This window comes from Streptomyces sp. RG80 (assembly GCF_040446465.1).
GTDB lineage: Bacteria > Actinomycetota > Actinomycetes > Streptomycetales > Streptomycetaceae > Streptomyces.
The window spans coordinates 363,749-388,351 of the sequence record NZ_JBEAAJ010000002.1; the positions used below are offsets into that span (position 1 = coordinate 363,749).

Genomic DNA, 24,603 nt, shown 5'->3' on the forward strand with positions numbered 1-24,603 from the left:
ATGCCGTCGTACGACCGTCTGCCGGTCACCGTTCTGTCCGGGTTCCTCGGGGCGGGCAAGACCACCCTGCTCAACCATGTCCTGGCCAACCGCGAGGGCCTGCGGGTCGCCGTGATCGTCAACGACATGAGCGAGGTCAACATCGACGCGGCGCTGGTGCGGGGCGGCGAGGCCGCGCTGTCACGGACCGAGGAACGCCTGGTCGAGATGACCAACGGCTGCATCTGCTGCACCCTCCGCGACGACCTGCTGGAGGAGGTGGACCGGCTGGCCCGGGAGGGCCGCTTCGACCACCTGCTCATCGAGTCGTCGGGCATCTCGGAGCCCCTGCCGGTCGCCGCGACCTTCTCCTTCGCCCGCGACGACGGGGCCACCCTCGGGGACGTCGCCGCCCTGGACACGATGGTCACGGTCGTGGACGCGGCGAACTTCCTGCCCGAACTGGACAGCGGCGACGAACTGGCCGAGCGCGGCCTCGCCCCCTTCGAGGACGACGAGCGCACGGTCAGTGATCTGCTCGTCGACCAGGTCGAGTTCGCGGACGTGATCGTCCTCAACAAGCTCGACCTGGTCGACGCGGACGCCGCGGCCCGGCTCCACGCCACCCTGCGCCGCCTCAACCCCGTCGCCCGGATCGTCGAGGCCCGGCACTCCCGCGTGGACCTCCACCAGGTCCTGGGCACCGGCCTGTTCGACCTGGACCGCGCCCAGCAGGCGCCGGGCTGGGTCCAGGAACTCAACGGCGAGCACATCCCCGAGACCGAGGAGTACGGCGTCTCCTCCACCGTCTTCCGCTCCGAACTCCCCTTCCACCCGGCCCGGTTGTGGACGTTCATCACCGAGGACATGGACAGCGGCTCCTACGGCCGGATCCTGCGCTCCAAGGGCTTCTTCACCCTGGCCAGCCGTCCGCACGTCACGGGCCTGTGGTCGCAGGCCGGCTCGGTGGCCCGCTTCGAGCCGTCGGCGGCGCGGGACGAGGAGGCGCCGTACGCGCAGGAACTGGTCTTCATCGGGACGCGGTTGGAGCAGGCGGAACTGCACAAGGCACTCGCGACCTGCCTCATGACCCCGGACGACAGCGTGCCTGCCCCGGACCCCTTCCCCGCGTGGGACACGTACGGCATCGACGACGCCTGCGAGCACGAGCACGCCGTGGCCGCGCACTGATAGGTGACGTCACGTAATGCGGGATGACGCCGAGTGACGCCGGGAATGCCACGGCGTCCCCGGCGTTGAACCCCCTGTGACCTCGCTGCTCGCCACCACCCGCTTCTCCGTCCTCGACCGTTCGCGCACCCGCGAGGGCCACTCGGACGCCGAGGCGCTGCGCGACACCGTGCGCTTCGCGCAGCGGCTGGAGGAGCTGGGCTACCACCGCTTCTGGGTCTCGGAACACCACGGCGTGCCCGGCGTCGCCGGATCCGCGCCGACCGTGCTGGCCGCCGCGGTCGCCGGGGCGACGCGGACGATCCGGGTGGGGACGGGCGGCGTGATGCTGCCGAACCACCGCCCGCTGGTCGTGGCGGAACAGTTCGGCGTCCTGGAGTCCCTCTTTCCCGGCCGTATCGACATGGGCCTCGGCCGCTCGGTCGGCTTCACCGACGGCGTCCGCAGAGCCCTGGGCCGCGACAAGGACGACGCCGACGACTTCGCCGCCCAGCTCGACGAGCTCCTCGGCTGGTTCCGCGGCACCTCCCCGACCGGCGTGCACGCCCGCCCCGCGGAGGGCCTGACGGTGCCGCCGTTCGTCCTCGCGATGGGCGAGGGCGCCACCATCGCGGCCCACGCGGGCCTGCCCATGGTCATCGGCGACCTCCGCAACCGCGAGAAGATGCAGCGCGGCATCGACCACTACCGCACCCACTTCCGCCCCTCCCCCTGGGCCGCGGAGCCGTACGTCGTCGTCTCCGGCACGATCGCGGTGGCCGCCACCCCGGACCAGGCCCACCGCCTCCTCATCCCGGAGGCATGGTCCATGGCCCACTCCCGCACCCACGGCACCTTCCCGCCCCTGCCCCCCGCCGAGCGCGTCGACTCCCTCACCATGCCCCCGAAGCAACGCGCCCTCTACGAATCCGGCCTCACCGGCCACATCACCGGCACCGAGGACCAGGTGGCCCACGAACTGGAGACGGTGCTGAAGGAGACCGGCGCGCAGGAGATCCTGGTCACGACCAGCACCTACGACCGGGACGCGCTGCTGGACTCCTACCAGCGGCTGGCCAGGATCGTCGACGAGGCGAGGGCGCCCTCCGCGTAGGGCGCAGAGGGCGCGGAGGGAACAGTTCAGAAGAGCGCCGCCACGGCCTGCTGCACGGCGGTCGCCGCGCCTGCCAGTGCCGCTACGGTCCGACCGATGACGCCGATGGTGTCGGCCGCGCCCTCGATGGTGTCGCGCTGATCCGCCGGATTACCGAGGGCTCGCTCGATCCGGTCAGCCGCACGCAGCCCGGCGTCCCGGTTCTCGTCAGCCTCAAGCCGGTACAGGGCGTCCCGGAACTCCGTGAGGCTGGCGCGCACTTCGGCCACGACCTGGTCGTTTCCCAAGGGCTGCGACACAGATTGCCGGACGTTGCTCACGTTGCCTCCAGCGCTCGTCGACTGGATGACGTTGTTGTCGCGCGCCCTCACCTCCGACGAGACCTGCTGTCGACCTGTCCTGCTCCGCCAGCCACCTTCACGTCGAAATCGGTTCATTCCTCGTCCTCCCCCTTCTCTTCCGTCTTCTCACTCTCGTCCCGGTCGTCATGCCGACCCGACTGCCGGTCCTGCGTCTGACTGGCACCCTGGTGTACGCCATGGGCGTCCCGGCCCGCGGTGACCGCCTGGATGATGTTGTTGTCCCCGGCGTGGATGATCGTCATGATCTTCTGCGCCTGGCGCTTGAAGTCCGTGACGTCGACCCCCTGGCGCTCGAGGAACTCCTCGACCGTGGAGAACATGCACTGCTGAACGATCGACACATGCCGCACCGCGTCCTCGGACACATGCATGTCGCCTGTGTAGACGGGCGAGTAGCGTTCACGCAGGCTGGTCGGCATCGGGCGCTTCGGGACCTCGGCCAACTGGTCCTCCGCCACCGTTCGTTGCTGGTTCTCACGTGCCCACCACCGCAGGAAACGCCAGCACCCGTAGCCCAGCACCACCAGATCGCCCACGGCCTGGACCGGCACCAGCGCGAATGTGGCGAACCTCCAGAGCACTTCGGGGTCGACGGCCTCCTCGACATCGTCGAAGAGGGGTGGGAGTACGTGGGGACGCACGACGAAGTGGAGTTCCTGACCCTCGATCACCGCCGATGCCAGGACGGTGATGACGAGTTGGCCCGACCAGGTGAGAACCTGTGCTGACAGGTAGCGGCGGACGACTATCCCGGAGCCCCTCTCGTCCGGCTCCCGCCCCCAGCGGACGTCCTCGCCGACCTCGTCGCCGGAGAGGTTTCTGGGCAGCCGGGCCCAGCGCCGGGACGGGCCGCCTCGGATGTACCGGACGTCGCATTCGAGAGGCTGGAAGGGCGGCTCGGCGATCCGCAGATCCTCCAGGTCCTCTCGCACGGCTGCGAGCAGTTCGTCGGTGCCGAAGGACTCGAAGTCCCTGCGGACCTCCTCGTCCTCGTCGTCTTTCTCGCCCTGCAACTTGATGCTGATCGTGGACCGCTGCCACAAGGCGTTGCCTGCTCCGATGAAACGCCAGTAGCGCGCCTGTAGTTCATACGGGAGAGCGTCGCCGGCCTGCGCGTGCTCGATCGCGGCGATACGGGCACGCAGTCGGGGGCCCGTCCACGGCTGACGGCCGCCCCGGTCGCAGACCAGTGCGTAGACGACCGCCACGAGCCGGTCCACAATCCGCACGCCCAAATAGGCGAGCGTGGCGTACACGAGCGCCGCCAGCGTCTCTTCACCCGCCCTGCTCATGGGGCGAAGTGTCATCACCAGCATGGGGAGCGCCACCAGCACGCCAACGCCGATCCAGGCCCTGCTCAACCAGCGGCGACGCCCTCTCGACTGCCACAGAGGTCGCCGCGGAGGTCGGGTGACCAGCAACGCGAGCGCGGCAGTGAACGCCCACAGCGCCACACCGAGCGGGAAGCGGTACGCGATCCAACCCAGGGCGATGGCCAGCACAGTCCGGCGCACCCGCCACTGTCTTCGCGCGGCTAGGCAGTGTGCGAGGACGGGGGCGAGGTCGAAGCCGTAGGAAGGCACGACACGAACACGCGAGAGCAGCACTTTTCCGATCGCCCACCGGGCGAGTGGCTCGCCCAGCGGCGGGCAGGCCGCACTCGTGGCCCCCCGCCGAGGGCGTTCGTCCGCCAGAAGGGCGCGCGCCGACTCAGGACGCCAGCCATGGGTCCCAAGGTGTCGCCATGCCCTTCTGACCGGCTCCAGTCGATCAGGGCGGGCGTGCGCCGCCGCACACAGTCGTCTGGTCGCTTCCGTACGTGGCGGGCGTTTTCCCTTGCGCACAGACGGTTCGGCCTTGGCTGTCCCGGCCGTCGTGACCGGTGTGGACTCCGGGTGCACCGAGATGGCCTGAAAGTAGCGTTCTCGTCGTGCCTGCGTGGAAGTCCCCACCCCGACGTCCTCCCCCTAGAGGGCGCCACGACGTGCACAGGCGGTCCTCTACGACGCTTCCCGGTACCGACCCACAGGATCCCGGTCGTGCGAGATCCAGGCAGCAGCAAATTCAGTCGATGTGAAGATAGGCCTGGAATGCGCGCAGGGGTAATCCGTTCTGCATAGAATTGGGGAGTTTGCCCCAACTCTTCGCCGTCTCGTCGACAGCCCGTACGGAGTTCCCTGGATGCACCACCCCCACGACCCATATGTCCGAGTCCGCGGCGCCCGAGAGCACAACCTCAAGGGGGTCGACGTCGACATCCCGCGGGACGTGCTGGTCGTGTTCACCGGGATCTCCGGGTCGGGGAAGTCGTCGTTGGCGTTCGGGACGATCTATGCCGAGGCGCAGCGGCGGTACTTCGAGTCGGTGGCGCCGTATGCGCGCAGGCTGATCCATCAGGTGGGGGCGCCGAAGGTCGGGGAGATCAGTGGGCTGCCGCCGGCGGTGTCGTTGCAGCAGCGGCGTTCCGCGCCGACGTCACGGTCGTCGGTCGGGACGGTCACGAACCTCTCGAACTCGCTGCGGATGCTGTTCTCGCGGGCCGGTACGTATCCGCCCGGCGCCGAGCGGCTGGACTCGGACTCCTTCTCGCCGAACACGGCGGCGGGGGCCTGCCCGGAGTGTCACGGGCTCGGTGAGGTGCACCGTACGACCGAGGAGTCGCTGGTTCCCGATCCGTCGCTGTCGATCCGGGAGGGCGCGATCGCCGCATGGCCCGGTGCCTGGCAGGGGAAGAACCTGCGGGACATCTTGGACGCGCTCGGGTACGACGTGGACCGGCCCTGGCGGGAGCTGGCCGCCGAGCAGCGGGAGTGGATCCTCTTCACCGACGAGCAGCCCGTCGTCACCGTGCATCCGGTGCGGGACGCCGATCGCATCCAACGGCCGTACCAGGGCACGTACATGAGTGCCCGGCGGTATGTCATGAAGACCTTCTCCGACTCCAAGAGCCCGACGCTGCGGGCGAAGGCGGAGCGGTTCCTCAGCAGTGCGCCCTGTCCGGCGTGCGGCGGGAGTCGGTTGCGGCCGGAGGCGCTGGCGGTGACCTTCGCCGGGCACACCATCGCCGAGCTGGCCCGGCTGCCGCTGACGGAGCTCATGGACCATCTGGTGGCCGAGGACGAGACCGCCCGTGTCCTCACCGGCGACCTCAGGTCCCGGATCGCCCCCGTCCTCGAACTCGGCCTCGGCTACCTCGGCCTCGACCGCGCCACCCCCACCCTCTCCGCCGGCGAGCTGCAACGACTGCGGCTCGCCACCCAGCTGCGCTCCGGGCTGTTCGGGGTCGTGTACGTCCTCGACGAGCCCTCCGCCGGGTTGCATCCGGCGGACACCGAGGCGCTGCTCACCGTGCTGGCGAGGCTCAAGGCGGCGGGCAACTCGGTGTTCGTGGTGGAGCATCACCTGGACGTGGTGCGGGGCGCCGACTGGCTGGTGGACGTGGGTCCGCTGGCCGGTGAGCACGGGGGCGAGGTGCTGCACAGCGGGCCGGTGGCGGAGCTCGCCACGGTCCGGGAGTCGCAGACCGCACGGTTCCTCTTCGACCGCTCCCCCGCACCTGTACGTGAAGTGCGCGCCCCGCGTGGTCAGTTGAAGCTCGGTCCGGTCACCCGGCACAACCTGCGCGGAGTGACGGCACAGTTCCCGCTCGGCGTCCTGACGGCCGTCACGGGCGTGTCCGGGTCCGGGAAGTCCACCCTCATCGGCGAGATCACGGAGGAGACGCCGGGCGTCGGACGGCTCGTCTCCGTCGACCAGCGGCCGATCGGACGCACCCCGCGCTCCAACCTGGCCACCTACACCGGCCTCTTCGACGTCGTACGCAAGGAGTTCGCGGCCACCGAGGAGGCCCGCGCACGCGGCTTCGGTGTCGGCCGGTTCTCCTTCAACGTGGCGGGAGGGCGCTGCGAGACCTGTCAGGGCGAGGGGTTCGTCAGCGTCGAGCTGCTGTTCCTGCCGAGCACGTACGCGCCGTGCCCGGACTGCGGCGGGGCCCGCTACAACCCCGGGACGCTCGAAGTGACGTACCGGGGGCGGAACATCGCCGAGGTGCTGGACCTGACCGTGGAGAGCGCGGCGGAGTTCTTCGCCGACACGCCATCCGTCGCCCGCAGTCTCGGCACGCTCCTCGACGTCGGCCTCGGCTATCTGCGGCTGGGCCAGCCCGCCACCGAGCTGTCCGGCGGCGAGGCCCAACGCATCAAGCTGGCCAGCGAGTTGCAGCGCGGGCGGCGCGGCCACACCCTCTACCTCCTCGACGAGCCGACCACCGGACTGCATCCGGCGGACGTCGAGGTTTTGATGCGACAGCTGCACGGGCTCGTGGACGCCGGGCACACCGTCATCGTCGTCGAGCACGACATGTCCGTCGTCGCGGGCGCGGACTGGGTGATCGACCTGGGCCCGGGCGGCGGGGACGCGGGCGGCCGGATCGTGGCGGCGGGGCCGCCGGCGGAGGTGGCGCGGGCCGAGGGGAGCGCGACGGCGGGCTATCTGGCCGCCGCCGTCCGTTCGCCGGGCCCCTCGGCCCACGCCTAGTCCGCAGTACGCCCGTTCAGCGCTTCAGGGACTCAGCGCTTCAGCGTGAACGTGAAGTCCCCGGAGAGCTTCCCGCCCAGCCGGACCGCCGAGACGAGCTTCCCGTCCACGATCAGGCGCTCGACCTCGGCCCGTGACAGACCGCACCCTTCGGCGATCAGACGCACCGGCCGGACCGGAATCCGGGCCGCGAAGCGGACCGAGACGTCGATCACCTCGTGGTCCAGAAGCACCGTTCCGCCGGTGTCCAGACGCCAGGCGCCGTCCCAGTCGAGGGCGATGCGATTGCGACGCCGTACGACCGGGTCCTGGAGCAACTCGGCTGTCAGGCCCAGGTCGTTGGCGTGCAGCAGGTCCAGCAGCCCGGGTCGTACGGAGCGGACGTTGACCCGCTCCAGGACCGTGAGTTTCGCCGTCTCCCCGCAGCCGGTGCAGAGCACGAGGAGCCAGACGTCGATCAGTTTGTGGTTCGCGTTGACACGGATCTTGCCGTTCGCCCGGAAGCGCTCGGCGGCGCAGGTGTGGCAGCGACGGCGAACGAGCGGCAGGCAGGTGGGCATGACCACCCAGCTATTGAGCACAGAAGTACACCGTTTCCAGTGAGAAGTCCGCAGCAAGAAGGAGCGCGGCACGCAGGGCGCGACGCGCGACGATTCAGCGCTCGGGGTGTCTCACACGGTGTACAACGGCACGTCCTTGATCAGACGACTGGGTCAGTCAGGACGGTAAGGGTGCCCGGCGGCGCCGCTCAACCGGTTTTCGGCTGGGTGAAGCGGATGCTGTTGCCGAAGGGGTCGCGCAGGCCGCAGTCGATGCCGTAGTCGCGTTCCGTGGGTTCCTCGGTGATCTCGACGCCACGGCTCTTGAGCGTCTCGAACGTCTTGCGGCAGTCATCGGTGCTGAAGATGAGGTGGCCGCCCATGGCGCCCTTGGTGAGCAGTTCGCGGACCTGCGCCGCGGTCTCCTCGGACAGTGCCGGCTGCCCCGGCCGCTCCAGCAGGATCTGCCGCTCCGGGTGTCCGGGGACGTTGACGGTGAGCCAGCGCATGAAGCCGAGGTCGACGTCGGTGTGGACCTCCAGGCCGAGCTTGCCGACGTAGAAGTCGAGGGCCTGGTCCTGGTCGAGGACGTAGATCTGTGAGTGTGTGATGGCGGTGAACATGCCCCTCACGCTAGCGAGCGGGCCGGGCGAAAACTTATCCAGAACTGCTCAGTCGACGGGGGCGCTCGGCCGCGTCCACGCCTTGGTGAAGCAGGTCGGTACGGCGACCGGCACGGCCTCCTTGCGGTACGCCCTCGGCGACCGGCCCACGATGTCGCGGAACGTGCGGCTGAAGGTCCCCGGACTGGCGAAGCCGACCGCGAAGCAGATGTCCGTCACGCTGCGGTCGCTCTCCCGCAGCAGGAACATCGCCCGTTCGACCCGGCGGCGCTGGAGGTAGCGGTGCGGTGTCTCGCCGAACGTGGCGCGGAAGGTGCGGGCGAAGTGGGCCGGGGAGACATGGGCGATCCTTGCCAGGGCCGGGACGTCCAGCGGCTGCGCGTAGGCGCGGTCCATGGCGTCCCGCGCCCGCAGCATCCGGCGGTTGCTCTCCTCGGTGGCGCGACTCACGACGCCATCACATCATCTGCGGCCCGGGACGCGCGCACGGCCCAGCCGGAGCGGCTCTAGGCGACCAACGCGGAGTGGATCCAGCCGGGTTGGGGCGAGGTGTCCGGCTGCGCGGCCCGGGCCAGCGTCCGGCGGTCGGGATGGCTGCCGGGCGGGATGACGTCCTGGACCTCCACCTCGGCCACCAGCCCCCGCGCCGAGACCACCCGCCACACCGAGGCGAGCAGGGTGTCCTCGCCGACGAACGCGGGCGCGGTGCTGGCCGTTCCCCCGTCGCACCGGTAGCCGAGCCGCACCGGCTGCACGGGGACGTCGGCGTCCAGGGCGGCCTGGAAGACGGCCCGCCGGAAGGTGCCCTGGGCGCGCCCGCACCAGGTGCTGCCCTCGGGGAAGACCGCGACCGCCTGCCCTGCGCGGAGCGACCGGGCGATCCGGGCGACGGTCGCGGGAAGGGCCCGCAGCCGGTCCCGCTCGATGAACAGGGCGGCCCGGCCGACCAGCGCACCCGCCACCGGCCATTGCCGGATCTCGGACTTGGCGAGCATCCGGGCCGGTCGTACGGCGGCGAGCAGCGGGATGTCCAGCCAGGAGATGTGGTTGGCGACCAGCAGCACCCCGCCGGTGGACGCGGCAGTACCGGTGACGCGGACCCGGACTCCCGCGGCCCGCACGATCCACCGGCACCACCGCTGGACCACCGTGGCGGGGATCCGCCCGCCGAGCGGCGCCAGCACGACCCCGGTGACCACCAGGAACGTGACCGCCACCAGCCGCAGCACGGCACGCGGTACGGCCGTGCCGGGTCCCGTCCGCTCCACACACGCCCCGGGGGTGCAGGGCGCGCTGGGCAGCCAGACGCTCATCAGGCGGGTACGAGGGAGAGGAAGTGCCGCAGATAGCGCGGGTTGACCCGGCGCATCGACAGCAGCACGTACAGGTCGGCGACTCCGAAGTCCGGGTCGTGCGCGGGCTCCCCGCACACCCAGGCGCCGAGGCGGAGGTAGCCGCGCAGCAGGGCGGGCAGCTCGGTACGGGCGCCGCCCGCCTCGCCCGGGATCCAGGGCAGCAGGGGCCGTACCCGGTACTCCTCCGGCGCCAGATGCCTGTCCCGCACCCGGTCCCAGGTCGCGGTGGCCAGCGCGCCGCCGTCGGCCAGCGGGATGGAGCAGCAGCCGGCCAGCCACTCGTGGCCGCGGTCGAGCATGTAGCGGGCGATGCCGGCCCAGATCAGCCCGATGACCGCGCCGTCCCGGTGCGCGGGGTGCACGCAGGAGCGGCCGACCTCGACGAGGCCTGGGCGCAGCGCGTCGATTCGGGTCAGGTCGAACTCGCTCTCCGAGTACAGCCGTCCGGCGACCGCGGCGCGCTCCGGCGGCAACAGCCGGTAGGTGCCGACGACCTGCCCGGTGGTGGTGTCGGTGACGAGGAGATGGTCGCAGTAGGCGTCGAAGGGGTCGATGTCGTGGCCCGGCTGCGGGGAGGCCAGCAGGGCGCCCATCTCCCCGGCGAACACGTCGTGCCGCAGCCGCTGCGCGGCCCGCACGTCGGACTCGTCGCGGGCTAGGGTGACGGTGTACCGCGTGGGGAGCGCGGACAGGGGCGGGGAGTCCAGAGCGGATACGGCGGTCATGGCTCACTCCAGGTCACGGGCCGGTACGGCCTGAGCGGAAGGACGGGCCGGTGGTTACGGCCTCGCGTACCTGTTCTTCCGATGCCGTCTGGCCGGTACATGACCGAATACGGGAGCCGGGATGTGAGCTTGCTGAACGGAACGGTCGGCCGACCGTCACGTCGCCGGGACGCAACCTCCGAGCCAGTAGCGCGTCTCCGCCGCGTCGAGAACACGCTCCAGGACGAGGTCTCCGGTCATCCCGGGGAAGAACCGTCCGGAGGGCCAGCTGCGCTCGTAGGCCGGCGGGTCCAGGACCAGCAGCCGTACGCCGTCGACGACCGGGATGTCGGCGGGGGTGCCCTCGTTCCACACCCATTCTCCGCCGGGCGTCATGAGGTTGAAGGAGCCCGTGGTGTGCACCTGCCCGGGCGCGTCCCGGCACACGGCGACCTCCTGCGCGGAGGGCGCCCGCCCCGGCACATGGCCGCCGCCGACGAGGGCGTCCGCGAGCAGGGTGTGCAGCTGGAAGTTGTCGCCGATGCCGCTCATCCGCATCCGGTAGCCGGTGCCGGTGGGGCGGTGCAGGACCACCAGCGGCTCGTCGTCGAGGACGAGCAGGCCGTACTTCAGGCACTTGAACTGGTGCCCGGACGCCTCCTCCACGACCCCGACCGCCCGCACCAACCGGGCGCGCAGCGAGCCGTCCAGCGCCGTGCGCACGCCCGGGTGGTTGAGCATCGCCACGCAGGCCATCTCCCACTGCGGCAACGACAGCCAGGCCAGAGCCGCCTCCGGTCCCACCCGGTCGAAGAGCGCGGCATGCGCCTCGCCGTCCTCCGGGTCCGGGAAGTCCCCGCCGCCGGTCTCCTGCCAGCGCTCACAGAACTCCCCCACCTCGGCGAGCGCCTCGGCCAGCTCCACGAAGACGTACGGCGCGCAGGGCCCCGGGTCCGCGCCCCGCTCGACACACGCGCCGACGACGACGGCCACGATGCCGCGCGGCCCGGGCGGCACGTCGGCCAGCAGTGCGGCGAGCCGCGGCGCGGCCTCGGCGATCTCCTGCGCCCCCGCCTCGCCGAGGCTCTGGTGCATCTCCTGGAACGCGCGCTCCGCCCCGTCCGGGTCCTGTGCGCGCACCGCGGTCTCGAACCCGTCGACGGCCCCGAGGAACCGCGCCCTCCCCTGCCCTGCGAAGATCATGCGCGCAGACTATCGAGATCCGAAAAGCGAGACGGGGCCGGGGAGCACCAGCCCCGGCCCCGCCCGTCCGCACGTTGTCGGCGAACGTCCTTGGCATCCCTACCGCTTGGCCGCCTTACGCGTGGCCCGCAGCCATTCCTTGTTCATGCTGGTGATGGACACCAGCGGAATCCCCTTGGGGCAGGCGGTCGCGCATTCGCCCGCCAACGTGCAGCCGCCGAAGCCCTCTTCGTCCATCTGGGCCACCATGTGCAGCACCCGCGTCTCACGCTCGGGCGCGCCCTGGGGCAGGACGTTGAGGTGGTTGACCTTGGCCGAAGTGAACAACATCGCCGCCCCGTTGGGGCACGCGGCGACACACGCCCCGCAGCCGATGCACTCGGCGTGCTCGAACGCGAAGTCCGCATCCGGTTTCGGTACGGGGGTGGCGTGCGCCTCGGGGGCGGCCCCGGTGGGGGCGGTGATGTAGCCGCCGGCCTGGATGATCCGGTCGAACGCCGAGCGGTCCACCACCAGGTCCTTGATCACCGGGAACGCCGACGCCCGCCACGGCTCGATGTCGATCGTGTCGCCGTCCTGGAAGGACCGCATGTGCAGCTGACAGGTCGTGGTGCGCTCCGGCCCGTGGGCGTCGCCGTTGATGACGAGCGAGCAGGCACCGCAGATGCCCTCACGGCAGTCGTGGTCGAACGCGACCGGGTCCTCGCCCTTGAGGATGAGCTCCTCGTTGAGGGTGTCGAGCATCTCCAAAAACGACATGTCGCTGGAGATGCCGTCCACCTCGTAGGTGGACATCGCTCCGTCGGCGTCGGCGTTCTTCTGCCGCCAGACGCGCAGGGTGAGCTTCATGCGTAGCTCCGCTGGGTGGGGTGAACGTACTCGAAGACCAGGTCTTCCCTGTGCAGGACGGGGGCGTCACCGGTGCCGGTGAACTCCCAGGCGGCCGCATACGCGAACTCCTCGTCCCGGCGCTCCGCCTCACCGTCCGGGGTCTGGGACTCCTCACGGAAGTGACCGCCGCACGACTCGGCACGGTGCAGGGCGTCCAGGCACATCAGCTCGGCGAGTTCGAGATAGTCCACCACCCGGTTCGCCTTCTCCAGCGACTGGTTGAACTCCTCACCGGTACCGGGGACCTTGATCCGGCGCCAGAACTCCTCACGGATCTGCGGGATCCGCTCCAGGGCCTTGCGCAGCCCGGAGTCGGTGCGGGCCATCCCGCAGAACTCCCACATCAGCTCCCCGACCTCACGGTGGAAGGAGTCCGGGGTGCGGTCACCATCGACCGACAGCAGGAGGTTTAGCCGGTCCTCGGTCTCCGCCAACACCTCCTGCACAGCCGGGTGTTCCTCGGTCACCGGGCCCTGGTGCGGGTTGCGCGCCAGGTAGTCGTTGATGGTGGCCGGCAGGACGAAGTAGCCGTCCGCGAGCCCCTGCATCAGCGCGGAGGCACCCAGCCGGTTCGCGCCGTGGTCGGAGAAGTTGGCCTCACCGATCGCAAACAGACCCGGGACGGTGGTCTGGAGGTCGTAGTCGACCCACAAACCACCCATCGTGTAATGCACGGCCGGATAGATCCGCATGGGGACGGTGTACGGATCCTCGTCGGTGATCCGCGCGTACATGTCGAAGAGGTTGCCGTACTTGGCCTCCACCGCCTTACGCCCCATCCGCGCGATCGCATCGGCGAAGTCCAGGTAGACGCCCTGTCCGCCGGGCCCGACCCCCCGTCCCTCGTCGCAGACGTTCTTCGCGGCGCGGGAGGCGATGTCACGCGGGACCAGGTTGCCGAAGGACGGGTAGATCCGCTCCAGGTAGTAGTCCCGCTCGTCCTCGGGGATCTGGCCGGCCGGGCGCGTGTCGCCCTTGGCCTTCGGCACCCAGATCCGGCCGTCGTTGCGCAGCGACTCGCTCATCAGCGTCAGCTTGGACTGGTGGTCACCGGTGCGCGGAATGCACGTCGGATGGATCTGCGTGAAACACGGGTTGGCGAAGTACGCGCCGCGCCGGTGCGCCCGCCAGATCGCGGTCGCGTTGGAGTTCATCGCGTTCGTCGACAGATAGAAGACATTGCCGTAGCCACCAGAAGCGAGGACGACAGCATCGGCGAAGTACGTGTCGATGCGACCGGTGATGAGATCGCGCGCCACGATCCCGCGCGCCCGCCCGTCCACCACAATCAAGTCCAGCATCTCGGTACGCGGATGCATCTCGATGTTCCCCGCGGCGATCTGCCTGCTCAAAGCCTGATACGCGCCCAGCAACAGCTGCTGACCCGTCTGCCCACGGGCGTAGAACGTCCGGGACACCTGCACACCACCGAACGACCGGGTATCCAGCAGACCGCCGTACTCCCGCGCGAACGGCACACCCTGCGCCACACACTGATCGATGATCTCCACCGAGATCTGCGCCAGCCGGTGCACATTGGACTCACGGGCCCGGAAGTCGCCGCCCTTGACGGTGTCGTAGAACAACCGGTGGATCGAGTCACCGTCGTTGCGGTAGTTCTTCGCCGCGTTGATACCGCCCTGCGCGGCAATCGAATGCGCCCGCCGCGGAGAGTCCTGGTAGCAGAACTGCACCACGTGATAACCCTGTTCGGCGAGCGTGGCACCGGCCGAACCACCCGCCAGACCCGTCCCCACCACGATCACCGTGTGCTTGCGCCGGTTGGCCGGGTTGACCAGCTTCGCCTCGAAACGACGCCTGTCCCAGCGTTCGTTGACCGGGCCGGAGGGGGCTTTGCCGTCCGTCAGCGGCTCGCCGGTCGCGTACTGCGCGAATGCGTTCATGTTCAGCTCACCAATCCGGTCATGACGCCCACGGGAACGGCGATGAAGCCGACCGTGAGCAGCAGTGCGAGGACGTCGGCGACGATCTTCAGCGCACGGTCACGGGTACGGCTGCCGGCCCCGAGCGTCTGCGCCGCACTCCAGAAGCCGTGCCGGACATGCAGGCCGAGCGCGAGCACCGCGGTGATGTAGATGACGTTGCCGTACCAGGTGGAGAAGGTGTCCACCACGTTCTGGTACGGGTGCCCCTCCTGGAAGCCGCCCGTGTGCACCGTGCCGGTCGTCAGGTCGAGCAGGTGCCACACGATGAACAGGCCCAGGATGATCCCGCCCCAGCGCATGGTCCGGGTGGCGTAGCTCGCCCGAGCCTTCTTGTGGACGTACTTCGTCGGCCGGGCCTTGATGTCGCGGCGGCTGAGCTGGTACGCGGAGGTGGCGTGGGCGATCACCGCGACGACGAGCGCGACGCGGATCAGCCAGAGCGTCCACTCGTAGTGCATGAAGGGCTCGCCCAGGGTGCGCAGCCAGTGCGCGTAGTGGTCGAACTCGCCGGGCCCGAAGAAGATCTTCAGGTTTCCGATCATGTGGACGACCAGGTACAGCAGCATGATCAAGCCGCTGACGGCCATCACCGTCTTCTTGCCGACGGAGCTGTCCCACACCGTGCGCGCCATCGACGGCCGTCGGTCCGTCCGCGTTGCCAGAGCCATGACTCAAGACGCTAGGGCCGGACGGGCCGATCGGTCCAAGACATGGTCCGGCTTGATTCCATAGTCAGCGGCTATCGTACGAGGATGCAGTTCCAGCAGCTCCAGTACTTCGTGGCGGTCGCCGAGACCAGGCATTTCACCCGGGCCGCCGACCTGGTCCATGTCGCGCAGCCGTCCCTCTCCCAGCAGATCAAGGCGCTGGAACGGGAGCTCGGCGCGGATCTCTTCCTGCGGGCGAGGGGCAACATCACGCTCACCGACGCGGGCGAGGCGCTGCTGCCGCTGGCCCGGCGGATCCTCGCCGACGCGGACACCGCACGGCACGAGGTGCAGGAGCTGGTGCAGCTCCGCAGCGGCCGGGTGCGCCTCGGCGCGACGCCCAGCCTCTGCACGGGCCTGCTGCCGGACGTTCTGCGCGCCTTCCATGACCGTTATCCCGGTATCCGGCTGATGATCGAGGAGGGCGGCTCCCACGACCTGGTCCGGGAACTGGCCCGCGGCGCCCTCGACCTCGCCCTGGTGGTGCTCCCGCTGCCGACCCCGTCCCCGGCGCTGACGACGGTGGAGCTGCTGCGGGAGGACCTGGTGGTGGTGTCGTCCCCGGACGCGCCCAGACCGGGCGACGGTCGGCGCACCGTCCGGATCGCCGACCTGGAGGGCGAGCGCCTGGTGATGTTCCGCCACGGCTACGACCTGCGCGAACTCACCGTCGCCGCCTGCCGCGCCGAGGGCTTCGAGCCGGACTTCGCGGTGGAGGGCGGCGAGATGGACGCGGTCCTGGGGTTCGTACGCGCGGGGCTGGGCCTCGCGGTCGTACCGCGGATGGTGGCGGCACGATCAGGACGCGGCCTACGCGTCACCCCCCTCACCCGCCCGGGCCTGCACCGCACGATCGCCCTGGCCCACCGCAGCGACGTGGCCCCGCCCCGGGCGGCGCGGGAGTTGCAGCGGATGCTGCTGGAGCGCTGAGTCAGTCGACGTCCGGCGGTACCGGGGTGCCCTGGTGGTAGTACATGCGCCAGCCGCCCTCCGCGCTCTGCCGACGCCACAGCGAGCTGCGGCGGGCCCGCAGGCCGTCGAAGCGCGTCTCGTACGTGAGGTGCACCAGCCCGGGGGCCAGGACGACGCCCGCGATGTCGTCCGGCTCGTAGCGGGGGCCGCCCGCCGAGCCGCCCGGATGGTCGGGCAGCCAGGCGAGCATCTCCTCGTACGTGTAGCGCCGACCGGAGGAGCCGACCTCGACGAACTCGGGGTCGAGCAGCGGCTCGAAGCGGGCGCGGGAGGCGCGGACGGCGGGGTCCATGAGGCTCAGCTCGCCGGCGATCGCCTGGCTCACGTCGTCTGATGCGTGCGTCATCCACGCATCCTCACGCACACCCCGCCGGCCTCGCGACCGAGTTCCGCGCTCACCCCGTCGCGTCCACCAGCGCCAGTTCGTGCAGTCGCTCCGGTGGGCCCGGGCGGGCGTAGTACCAGCCCTGGGCGGTGTCGCAGCCCAGTATGCGCAGTTGCTCGGCCTGGGCTCCCGTCTCCACGCCCTCCACCGTGACCGCGAGGTCGAGGCTGTGGGCGAGGGAGACGATGCCCTCGACGATCTTGAGGTCGACGGGGTCCGCCGGGAACTGCTGCATGCTCTGGGTGAAGGAGCGGTCCAGCTTGAGGATGCTCACCGGGAGGCGGCGCAGGTTGGCGAGGTTGGAGTAGCCGGTGCCGAAGTCGTCCAGGGCGATGTCGACGCCCATCTCGGCGAGCCGGCGCAGCGGCTTCAGGAGGTCGTCGTCCGCGCCGATCAGGGCCGACTCGGTGACCTCCAGGCACAGGGCGTCGGGCTCCACGCCCGCCCGCTCCAGGATGTCCACCGTGTCCTGCACCAGGCCGGGGTGGGTGAGCTGGCAGGGCGAGAGGTTGACGTTGATGCGGAGCGGGCCCGCTCCCTCGTACCGTTCTCGCCAGGCGCGGGCCTGCCGGACCGACTGCTCCAGGACCCAGCGGCCGAGCGGGACGATCAGGCCGGTGTGTTCGGCGAGCGGGATGAAGCGGTCGGGGCCCAGCACGCCGTGCTGCGGGTGCAGCCACCGCACCAGCGCCTCGGCGCCGCGCACACTGCCGTCGCCGAGGTGGACCAGCGGCTGGTACTCGATGAAGAACTCGCCCCGGTCCAGGGCCGTCGGCAGTGCCGTGGTGAGCCCGTGCCGCGTGATGGCGCGGGCGTCGGCCTCCGGGTCGGCCAGCTCGAAGCGGTTGCCGCCCGCCGACTTGGCCCGGTACATCGTGATGTCGGCGCTGCGCAGCACCTCCGCGGGACCGCGCTCCCCGGCCGGGCCCTCGACGATGCCGATGCTGCCCCGCACGGTCAGTTCACGGCCGTCGACGCTGATCGGGGCGACCAGCGCGTTCATGATCCGGGAGGCGAGTTCGTCGACCTCGCGCTCGGTGTCGGTTCCGGTGGTCAGCGCCACGAACTCGTCGCCACCCAGACGGGCGACCATCTCACCGGGCGCCGTCGTGCACGACTGGAGCCGGTCGGCGACCTCGACGAGCAGCCGGTCGCCGGCCGCGTGGCCGAGGCTGTCGTTGATGGTCTTGAAGCCGTCCAGGTCCAGGTAGCACAGCCCGAACCGCTGGCCCTGTCCCGCGCCGAGGGCCTTCTCCAGGCGCTCGAAGAAGAACGTGCGGTTGGGCAGGCCCGTGAGCGCGTCGTGCGTGGCCTCGTAGCGCAGCCGCAGGTTGAGCAGCCGGCGCTCGGTGGTGTCCTCCATCAGCGCCAGCTGGTACTGCGGGTTGCCGTCCGCGTCCCGGAGGAGGGAGACGGTCAGGTTGGTCCACAGGACCGTTCCGTCAGGGCGGGAGAACGCCTTCTCCAGGTGGTAGTGCTCGCGCTCGCCGCGGACCAGCTCGTCGTAGAGGGTCCAGGTCTGGGGCGCGTCCTCGGGGTGCGTCCACTCCATGACGTTGCGGCCGCGCATCATGGGCTCGGAGATGCCGAACATCCGCAGCAGCGCCTCGTTGACCTGGAGGATGTTGCCCTCGAGGTCGGCCATGCCGATCCCTATGGCGGCGCCCTCGAAGACCGCGCGGAAGCGGGCCTCGCTCGCGTGCAGGGCCTGGGCGACCACGCCCTGGGCCTTCAGCGCGGCGGCGGAGATCGCCTCCTGCTCGGCCAGTGTCCGCTCGCGCAGCGCCGCGGCGAATCCGGCGGCCATGGCGTGCTGGAGCCGCGAGGCCCGCACCCGCAGGTCCTCCTGGTCGCCGTCGCCGCCGCAGTAGAGGACCAGGTAGGCATCCACACAGTCCAGGCTGCGGCTGAGCGACTCCGGGTCGGTGCAGTGCACCGTGACCAGCGCGGCGCCGACCGACCGGCCCTCGTCCGCGTCGAAGGTCCGCGCCCGCAGCGCCTGGCTCAACCGGCGGGCCAGCGGCAGGAGTTGCCCCTCGAACTCGGCGCGGGTCGAGGACGTCGTGGTCACCGGGAACACCGCCCGGCTCCAGATCGTCGCGAACCGCCGCAGTCTGTCCTCCGGCCCGTCCGGCTCGGCGGTCACGCGGTGCGTCCCACGCCGGCGAAACCGGAGAACGCCCAGGGATCCTCGTCGTCGGGGTCCCAGGTCTCCGACTCCGGCCGCCAGCGCGGCATCGGCACCAGTCCCGGTTCCACCATGTCGTACCCCTCGAAGAACCGCGCGATCTCGTCGCGCGGGCGCATGATCAGCGGGTTGCGGATGTCCTTGTACACGTCGACCGTGCCCGCGGCCCGTTCGGGCGGCAGCGGGACTCCCTCGTACGAGGCGTGCGTGAGCACCAGCAGACTGCCGGGCGCGAGCGCGTCACGCAGCTCCGCCACCGCACCGTAGGGGTCGTCCTCGTCTTCCACGAAGTGCAGTATGGCAACGAGAAGCAGGGCCACCGGCCGGTTCAGGTCGATCAGTTGCTGAACTTCGGCGCTCGCGAGGATCTCCTGGGGCTTGCGGAGGTCCGCGGCGACGACGCCCGCGTCCGGGTTCCCCGCGAGGACTGCCTCGCTGTGCGCGACGGCCACCGGGTCGTGGTCGACGTAGACGACCCGGGCGCCGGGGCTGGCGGTCTGGGCCACCTCGTGGACGTTGCCGAAGGTCGGGATGCCGGAGCCGATGTCCAGGAACTGGGTGACGCCCTGGTCCGCGGCGAAGCGCACCGCGCGGCGCATGAACGCGCGGTTCGCCTGCATGATCTTGGGGAGTCCTGGCATGAACTCCATCGCCTTGCGGGCCGCCTCGCGGTCGACCTCGAAGTTGTGCGAACCGCCCAGGTAGAAGTCGTAGATCCGCGAAACGCTAGGCACCGAGATGTCGATGCTTCGTGGGGCCCAGGCGGGACGCTCCATCTATCTCTCCAAGGCGTAGGCGATCCGGTGTTCGAGCTGAGGCTACTGATCGCCTGCCAAAGGAGCGAGCCGAACCGGAAATTGACCGTCCGTTCCCGGTCACTGCCTGCGGCACGTGCCGGGTTGACCATGCCCAACTCCCGCTGAAACAAGGCAAACCGGCCCGCCCCCAGCGTGCGGTGCGCAGGGGGCGGGCCGGTGGATCGCGCGGTCTGCCTCGGAAAGGCGACCTACTTCTTGATCGGCTTGCCGTCGGGTGCCACGACGTACCAGGTGCCGCCGACACCCTGGCCGTTGGTGTCTCCGGGCTCCTTGTCCTGGGCGAAGGTGTAGATGGGCCAGCAGTCGATGGTCTGCTGCTTGACCCCGTCGGGCCGGGTGAAGCTCATCAGGCCCTTCTTCTCGACGCCCTTGGTGTCGTTCGCCTCCACCGGCGCCACCGCCGGCCACTTCTCGAGGCAGGCTCCGGTGCACTTCGAGATCGGGTCCGGCCAGGCCACGTCCTTGATGAAGCGGTAGACCGTCATGCCGTTCTTGTCGACGACGATCTCGCCGAACTCCGGGTCGTTGCGGGTGGACAGACCGGGCAGGTCGGCCGCCTCGGCGCCGCCCCCGCCGCCGCCACCGCCGGCCTTCTTGCCGTCGGCGGCCAGCGCGTACCACTTGCCGCCCACACCCTGGCCGTTGACGTCCCCGGCGTTGACGTCCTTGGCGTAGCGGTAGGCCGGCCAGCCTCCGACGGTCAGCTGCTTGCTTCCGTCGGCGCGGGTGACCTCGCCCAGCAGCGCCTTGTCGATGCCCTCGCCTGCCGAGACGTCGTCGGCGGGCACCGGCGGCCAGGTGGTCGCGCAGTCGCCGTCACAGTTGGACTTCGGCGGCTCGGCGGTGTCCGTGTCGAAGCGGTACAGGGTCAGGCCGCCGCTGTCCGTCAGCACCTTGCCGAGCTCGGGGTTGGTGACGACTGCCAGCTTGCCCGCACCGGCGACCTGGCCGCCCGCGGAGGCCGAGGGGCTCGCGGTGGCGTTGCCGATACCGGACCCGATGCCGGTGCCCGCGTTGCCCGCGTTTCCGTAGTCGCCGGCCGCGGCCGTCGCTCCGACGTTCTGGCTGCTCGCGGACGGGGCTGCTTCCTGGCCACACGCCGTCGTCAGCGCCAGCACCGCCGCAGCGCTTGCCACGAGTGAGGCGCTCCGCCAGGAGGTCTTCATCGTCAACTCCCCATTGTCGTACGGGTGTTGCGGCGCCCTTCTGCGCCGCCGCACGGCCATGAGTACGGACGGAAGTGGCTCTTGTGTTCAACGGGGGCACATTTTTCTTTCCGAGACCTGTGTAGCGGGCCGATCACTCGTTCGGGGCAATCCCCCGGTACCCGGGCACGGGACAACGCGTTCTGGGTTCATGATCTCCGTCGTGCAGCGACCCGAACCGACTCAATACGCCCCGGCCATACGGGTGTTGTTGCTCTTGACACTGACATGGCTGGCCGTGGGCGTACCCGCGAACACGGCGGCGGCCGACGCCTGTGCCTCCGCCTCGATCGGGCCGGACGGAATCAGCGCGGTGGCGGCCGCCGGAAGCCTCACCTGGCCGACGCCCTGCCCGACACCTTCCCCGACCCCCACTCCGACACCCACCCCCACCCCGACACCCACACCGACGTGCGAGCCCACTCCGACACCGACGCCACCCCCACGCCCGACACCGAAGCCCGAACCGACCCCCACACCCACCCTGACCCCCACTCAGACACCGACGCCCACGCCGCCTCCCCCCGCTCCGCGACCGGCGGCGCCCCTGCCCCGACCGACTCCCACCCCCACTCCGACGCCCACCCCGACTCCGACCCGCACCCCGCCGGCCGAGCCGGCCCCGGCCCCCGCCGCGGCGCCCGTGCACTATCCGGCGTACAAGGCCCCGGCACCCCGGCGTGCCACCGGCGGCCACACCTCGCCGCTCACCTTCGTCCTGCTCATCACGGTGCCCGCCCTGGTCGCCGTCGCCGCGTTGCGTCCGCGCTGATCCCTGGAGGCTCCCTTGCCGGAATGGCTTGTTCTCACCCTCGCGATGCTGGCCGCCTGTGGCGTGGTGGTGATCATCTCCGTCGTCCGCCACAAGGCGGCGGCCCAGGACGAGGACCCCAGCGAGACCCCGGACGTCATCGAGTACATGACGATGTGGATCGGCGTGGTGTACGCCATCGTCCTGGGTCTGGCCATCGCGGGCGTCTGGGAGGGCCGCAGCGCGGCCCAGGACCACGTCCAGGCGGAGGCCGTGGCTCTGCACGAGATCTCGGAGCGGGTCCGGGTCTACCCGGCCGACGTCCGTGACCGTATTCGGGGCGATGTCAACGCCTATGTCGGACACGTGGTGAACACCGAGTGGAAGACGATGGCCGAGGACGGCGAGACGACCCGGCAGGGCGCCGAGCTCCTCGACCGGATCCGCCGGGACGTCACCGACTACGAGCCCGCGACGGACTTCCAGGCCCAGGCCTACCAGCCCCTCGTCGACCAGGTGGCCGCGGCCGACCAGGCACGCAACGCCCGGATCAGCTCGATGGGGGCGACGATGCCGGGCGTGGTGTGGTTCGGACTGATCGGCGGGGCCGTCGTCACCATCGGCATGGTCCTGGCCCTCCAGATCCGGCGGACGGCGCGCGAGCTGATCCTCGCCGGGATCTTCTCCGCCCTGATCGCCTTCCTGCTCTTCCTGATCTGGGACTTCGACGCGCCCTACAGCAGGGGCGTGACGGCGTCGGCGGAGCCGTTCCTGAACCTCTTCCCCGACGCCAAGTCCTGACGCGCCCTCACCTGACGGGCCGCTCGGGGGACGCCGCCACGCCGTGGCCGTCCCCCGAGCGGCCCACACCTGTGCCCCATTCGCCCGACAGCGTTCGCGCACATGTGCGCACCTTCCTAGCGTTCCGATCATCGAGGTGCATTTCTGGCGCCGGCGGAAAAGGTCCGCGGCTGCTCCTCGGGGACCCGGAGGATTCACCATGCGCGCGATACGCGTAGCTGCGGCCGCACTGCTGGGCGTCGGCGCCCTCGCCCTCGCCGCACCGGCCGCCGTCGCCCAGGGCGACAACATCACGCCGTTCGGTTTCAGCGTCCTGCCCTCGACCATCGCGGCGGGCGGCCAGGTCACTCTGCAACTGGACCGGGACCACGGCGGCTGCACCGGGTCCGCGACGGTCAGTTCGGGGGTGTTCGACACGATCACGATCCCGGGCAACCGCTCCTCGGCGACGGCGGTCGTCGACTGGGACGCCAAACCGGGCGCGGTCTACAAGGTGACGTTCGCCTGTGACGGGGTGAGCGGTTCGACGAACCTGACCATCGCATCCGGGCGTACGACCCCGACGCAGCCGACCCCCTACCCGTACAACAGGGGCGTGCACGCCGGTGAGGGCGGCACCGTCGCCGGGTTCGACCTGGGGGAGATCGGGCTCGGGGCCGCGCTCATCGCCGGCTCGGTCGGAGCGGCGTACCACTTCTCGCGTCGCCGCAGCGGGGAGGACGGCGCCTGACCGCCGCCCCCTCGCACAGGCCTTCGCCCCGGAACCCTTCCCAGGGTCCGGGGCGAAGGCCTGTCTCACGTGTGCGACGGGGGCTGTCTCCGAAGGGGGAGGTCAGATCCGCTTCTCGGAGCGGCGGCGCATCCAGAAGAGCCCGCCGCCGACGACGGCCGCGGCGACCAGCCCGCCGCCGATGGCCATGTCGGTCGGGGTGGCGCCGGTGGAGCTGCTGCCGCCGAGGCCGCCGCGGACACCGCCGATGACGGTGAAGGCGTCGTCCCGGGTGAGCGGGTTCCGGCCGCCGGTGCAGTTGACCGTGATGGAGTACAGGCCCGGGCTGGCCGTCGAGCTGACGGTGGCCGTCCCCCTGGCGGGGCTGCCACCGGTCAGGGTGACCGAACCGGTGAACGCCGACGAGGTGGCGGTGCCACCGTTCGGGCAGTTGTCGACGGTGATGGTCAGCTGACCACCGCGGGCGATGACGCTGGGCAGGGCGACGATGTTGCTCGGGCTGACGGCGCTGCCCGGACCGCCCGGCATCCCGTCGCGCGCTACGGCGGCGGGGGCGGCGAGTCCGAGGGCGGCGACCGCGGCGGCAGAGGCCGCCAGGGCACGGGTGGTACGCATGTGATCCTCCGCGGAAGACGCCCCGGGAACGGTCCCCGGTGGATCGGCGAGAAAGCGCCTCCCAGAAAGACCCTCAGATGCCGTGCACGCGGGCGCATTTCGGCGATGGTCCGTCCTGGTGAGAGGACACGCCGAGCGAAAAGCGCACAATCGGATATTGCCGCAGGTCACGGACCGTCAGAAATTTCCTGCCGACGTCAACTCGGATGGCGCACCCACGGGTACGGCGCCACCCGTTCGCTGCTGTCGCGTCGCCGGTTTCGCCTGCGGTACTTAGCGTTCTCGTATGCGCGAATTGACGGGGCGACGGCCGCGTCGAGAGGGGAAGTCGAATGTCTGCGTCCGAGCTGGCCGAGCTGGCCGAAGAGGAGGAGCGGCGGAAGAAGCGCGCTCCTTGGGGCGTGATAGCGCTTGTGCTGCTGACCGGCCTCGCTCTCATTCGGAATGGTTCGGGAGAGTTCGACGTGGGTCCGCCGCAGCCGGCGACCGCCGCTGCGGCGGACAGTCGTGTTCCCGGCACCTTCGCCGGGTCCGCGGCACCGCTGTCGTACTCCATGCCCGAGCGGGTGCGGATCCCCGCGATCCAGGTGGACGCGCCGGTCCTGCCCGTCGGTCTGGACGCCGACGGCTGGGTGGGCGCGCCGCCGCCGGAGGACCCGAACCTGGCCGGCTGGTTCACCGGCGCGGTCTCTCCCGGCGAGAAGGGCACGGCCGTGGTGGTGGGCCATGTCGACAACCGGCTGGGCCCCGCCGTTTTCTACGGACTCGGGGCCCTGAAGAAGGGGAATCGCGTCGAGGTGCGGCGCAACGACGGGAAGACGGCCGTCTTCGAGATCTACGGCATCGAGGTCTTCGAGAAGAACAATTTCCCGGGCGACCGCGTCTACGGTTCCAAGGGCACCCCGGAATTGCGGGTCATCACCTGCGGGGGCGGTTTCTCCAAGCAGAACGGCTATGCCGGTAATGTCGTGGCTTTCGCCCGCCTGGTCGAGGTCCGCTGAGCGTTCCT

Annotated in this window: 25 protein-coding genes; 8 read left to right on the forward strand and 17 right to left on the reverse strand. The window is 70.5% G+C overall.

What is annotated here, in order from left to right; genetic code table 11:
* Positions 1-1,170, forward strand: a complete 1,170-nt coding sequence (locus ABKA17_RS07685) for a GTP-binding protein (protein ID WP_353691127.1) — start codon at positions 1-3, stop codon at positions 1,168-1,170.
* Between the two features lie 76 nt (positions 1,171-1,246).
* The gene (locus ABKA17_RS07690; RefSeq protein WP_353691128.1) at positions 1,247-2,263 is read left to right on the forward strand and encodes an LLM class flavin-dependent oxidoreductase; all 1,017 of its coding nucleotides are present in this window, start codon (positions 1,247-1,249) and stop codon (positions 2,261-2,263) included.
* Positions 2,264-2,289: 26 nt separating this feature from the next.
* On the opposite strand, the gene ABKA17_RS07695 is transcribed toward ABKA17_RS07690, so the two are convergent.
* Complete coding sequence (locus ABKA17_RS07695; protein WP_353691129.1) at positions 2,290-2,583, reverse strand: hypothetical protein; 294 nt, start codon at positions 2,581-2,583, stop codon at positions 2,290-2,292.
* Between the two features lie 113 nt (positions 2,584-2,696).
* The gene (locus ABKA17_RS07700; protein WP_353691130.1) at positions 2,697-3,917 is read right to left on the reverse strand and encodes an AbeC-like domain-containing protein; all 1,221 of its coding nucleotides are present in this window, start codon (positions 3,915-3,917) and stop codon (positions 2,697-2,699) included.
* An 889-nt stretch (positions 3,918-4,806) separates the two neighbouring features.
* Here ABKA17_RS07700 and ABKA17_RS07705 point away from each other — a divergent pair.
* On the forward strand, positions 4,807-7,161 hold the full coding sequence (locus tag ABKA17_RS07705) for an ATP-binding cassette domain-containing protein (RefSeq protein WP_353691131.1): 2,355 nt from the start codon (positions 4,807-4,809) through the stop codon (positions 7,159-7,161).
* Between the two features lie 32 nt (positions 7,162-7,193).
* Here the strand turns inward: ABKA17_RS07705 and ABKA17_RS07710 are convergent, their stop codons facing one another.
* The 9 genes from ABKA17_RS07710 to ABKA17_RS07750 form a co-directional block, all read right to left on the reverse strand.
* Positions 7,194-7,721, reverse strand: a complete 528-nt coding sequence (locus ABKA17_RS07710) for a DUF1062 domain-containing protein (RefSeq protein ID WP_353691132.1) — start codon at positions 7,719-7,721, stop codon at positions 7,194-7,196.
* A 188-nt stretch (positions 7,722-7,909) separates the two neighbouring features.
* Entirely contained in the window at positions 7,910-8,323 is a 414-nt protein-coding gene (locus ABKA17_RS07715) for a VOC family protein (protein ID WP_353691133.1), read from the reverse strand.
* A gap of 48 nt (positions 8,324-8,371) precedes the next feature.
* On the reverse strand, positions 8,372-8,740 hold the full coding sequence (locus ABKA17_RS07720; RefSeq protein WP_353691606.1) for a helix-turn-helix domain-containing protein: 369 nt from the start codon (positions 8,738-8,740) through the stop codon (positions 8,372-8,374).
* Between the two features lie 89 nt (positions 8,741-8,829).
* Complete coding sequence (locus ABKA17_RS07725; RefSeq protein ID WP_353691134.1) at positions 8,830-9,636, reverse strand: lysophospholipid acyltransferase family protein; 807 nt, start codon at positions 9,634-9,636, stop codon at positions 8,830-8,832.
* Positions 9,636-10,403, reverse strand: coding sequence for a GNAT family N-acetyltransferase (locus tag ABKA17_RS07730; RefSeq protein ID WP_353691135.1), 768 nt, complete (start codon positions 10,401-10,403; stop codon positions 9,636-9,638). Before ABKA17_RS07730 ends, ABKA17_RS07725 begins: the two co-directional genes overlap by 1 nt.
* Before the next feature lie 156 nt (positions 10,404-10,559).
* Positions 10,560-11,585, reverse strand: coding sequence for a hypothetical protein (locus tag ABKA17_RS07735; RefSeq protein ID WP_353691136.1), 1,026 nt, complete (start codon positions 11,583-11,585; stop codon positions 10,560-10,562).
* A gap of 99 nt (positions 11,586-11,684) precedes the next feature.
* Complete coding sequence (locus ABKA17_RS07740) at positions 11,685-12,434, reverse strand: succinate dehydrogenase/fumarate reductase iron-sulfur subunit (protein WP_353691137.1); 750 nt, start codon at positions 12,432-12,434, stop codon at positions 11,685-11,687.
* Entirely contained in the window at positions 12,431-14,380 is a 1,950-nt protein-coding gene (locus ABKA17_RS07745; protein WP_353691138.1) for a fumarate reductase/succinate dehydrogenase flavoprotein subunit, read from the reverse strand. The genes ABKA17_RS07740 and ABKA17_RS07745 overlap by 4 nt, the downstream gene beginning before the upstream one ends.
* A gap of 2 nt (positions 14,381-14,382) precedes the next feature.
* The gene (locus ABKA17_RS07750) at positions 14,383-15,054 is read right to left on the reverse strand and encodes a succinate dehydrogenase (protein WP_353691607.1); all 672 of its coding nucleotides are present in this window, start codon (positions 15,052-15,054) and stop codon (positions 14,383-14,385) included.
* Positions 15,055-15,174: 120 nt separating this feature from the next.
* Between ABKA17_RS07750 and ABKA17_RS07755 the strand changes: the two genes are divergently transcribed.
* Positions 15,175-16,059, forward strand: a complete 885-nt coding sequence (locus ABKA17_RS07755; RefSeq protein WP_353691139.1) for a LysR family transcriptional regulator — start codon at positions 15,175-15,177, stop codon at positions 16,057-16,059.
* Between the two features lies 1 nt (position 16,060).
* Here the strand turns inward: ABKA17_RS07755 and ABKA17_RS07760 are convergent, their stop codons facing one another.
* From ABKA17_RS07760 to ABKA17_RS07780, 5 genes are all read right to left on the reverse strand, one after another.
* On the reverse strand, positions 16,061-16,447 hold the full coding sequence (locus tag ABKA17_RS07760; protein WP_353691140.1) for a nuclear transport factor 2 family protein: 387 nt from the start codon (positions 16,445-16,447) through the stop codon (positions 16,061-16,063).
* Between the two features lie 49 nt (positions 16,448-16,496).
* Entirely contained in the window at positions 16,497-18,632 is a 2,136-nt protein-coding gene (locus tag ABKA17_RS07765) for a putative bifunctional diguanylate cyclase/phosphodiesterase (protein WP_353691141.1), read from the reverse strand.
* The gene (locus ABKA17_RS07770) at positions 18,629-19,450 is read right to left on the reverse strand and encodes an SAM-dependent methyltransferase (protein WP_353691142.1); all 822 of its coding nucleotides are present in this window, start codon (positions 19,448-19,450) and stop codon (positions 18,629-18,631) included. The genes ABKA17_RS07765 and ABKA17_RS07770 overlap by 4 nt, the downstream gene beginning before the upstream one ends.
* 230 nt (positions 19,451-19,680) lie before the next feature.
* Positions 19,681-20,658 (reverse strand): SCO0930 family lipoprotein, encoded by a 978-nt coding sequence (locus tag ABKA17_RS07775; RefSeq protein ID WP_353691608.1) that lies wholly within the window; start codon positions 20,656-20,658, stop codon positions 19,681-19,683.
* Between the two features lie 222 nt (positions 20,659-20,880).
* Complete coding sequence (locus ABKA17_RS07780) at positions 20,881-21,072, reverse strand: hypothetical protein (protein ID WP_353691143.1); 192 nt, start codon at positions 21,070-21,072, stop codon at positions 20,881-20,883.
* Between the two features lie 268 nt (positions 21,073-21,340).
* Here ABKA17_RS07780 and ABKA17_RS07785 point away from each other — a divergent pair, with 268 nt between their 5' ends.
* From ABKA17_RS07785 to ABKA17_RS07795, 3 genes are all read left to right on the forward strand, one after another.
* On the forward strand, positions 21,341-21,469 hold the full coding sequence (locus ABKA17_RS07785; RefSeq protein ID WP_353691144.1) for a hypothetical protein: 129 nt from the start codon (positions 21,341-21,343) through the stop codon (positions 21,467-21,469).
* A 15-nt stretch (positions 21,470-21,484) separates the two neighbouring features.
* Entirely contained in the window at positions 21,485-22,249 is a 765-nt protein-coding gene (locus ABKA17_RS07790; RefSeq protein WP_353691145.1) for a bestrophin-like domain, read from the forward strand.
* Between the two features lie 199 nt (positions 22,250-22,448).
* On the forward strand, positions 22,449-22,979 hold the full coding sequence (locus tag ABKA17_RS07795; RefSeq protein ID WP_353691146.1) for a hypothetical protein: 531 nt from the start codon (positions 22,449-22,451) through the stop codon (positions 22,977-22,979).
* Positions 22,980-23,081: 102 nt separating this feature from the next.
* Here the strand turns inward: ABKA17_RS07795 and ABKA17_RS07800 are convergent, their stop codons facing one another.
* Positions 23,082-23,594: a hypothetical protein gene (locus tag ABKA17_RS07800; protein ID WP_353691147.1), complete on the reverse strand. Its 513-nt coding sequence runs from the start codon at positions 23,592-23,594 to the stop codon at positions 23,082-23,084.
* 332 nt (positions 23,595-23,926) lie between these two features.
* Here ABKA17_RS07800 and ABKA17_RS07805 point away from each other — a divergent pair, with 332 nt between their 5' ends.
* Positions 23,927-24,595, forward strand: coding sequence for a class F sortase (locus ABKA17_RS07805; protein ID WP_353691148.1), 669 nt, complete (start codon positions 23,927-23,929; stop codon positions 24,593-24,595).
* Positions 24,596-24,603: the final 8 nt, after the last annotated feature.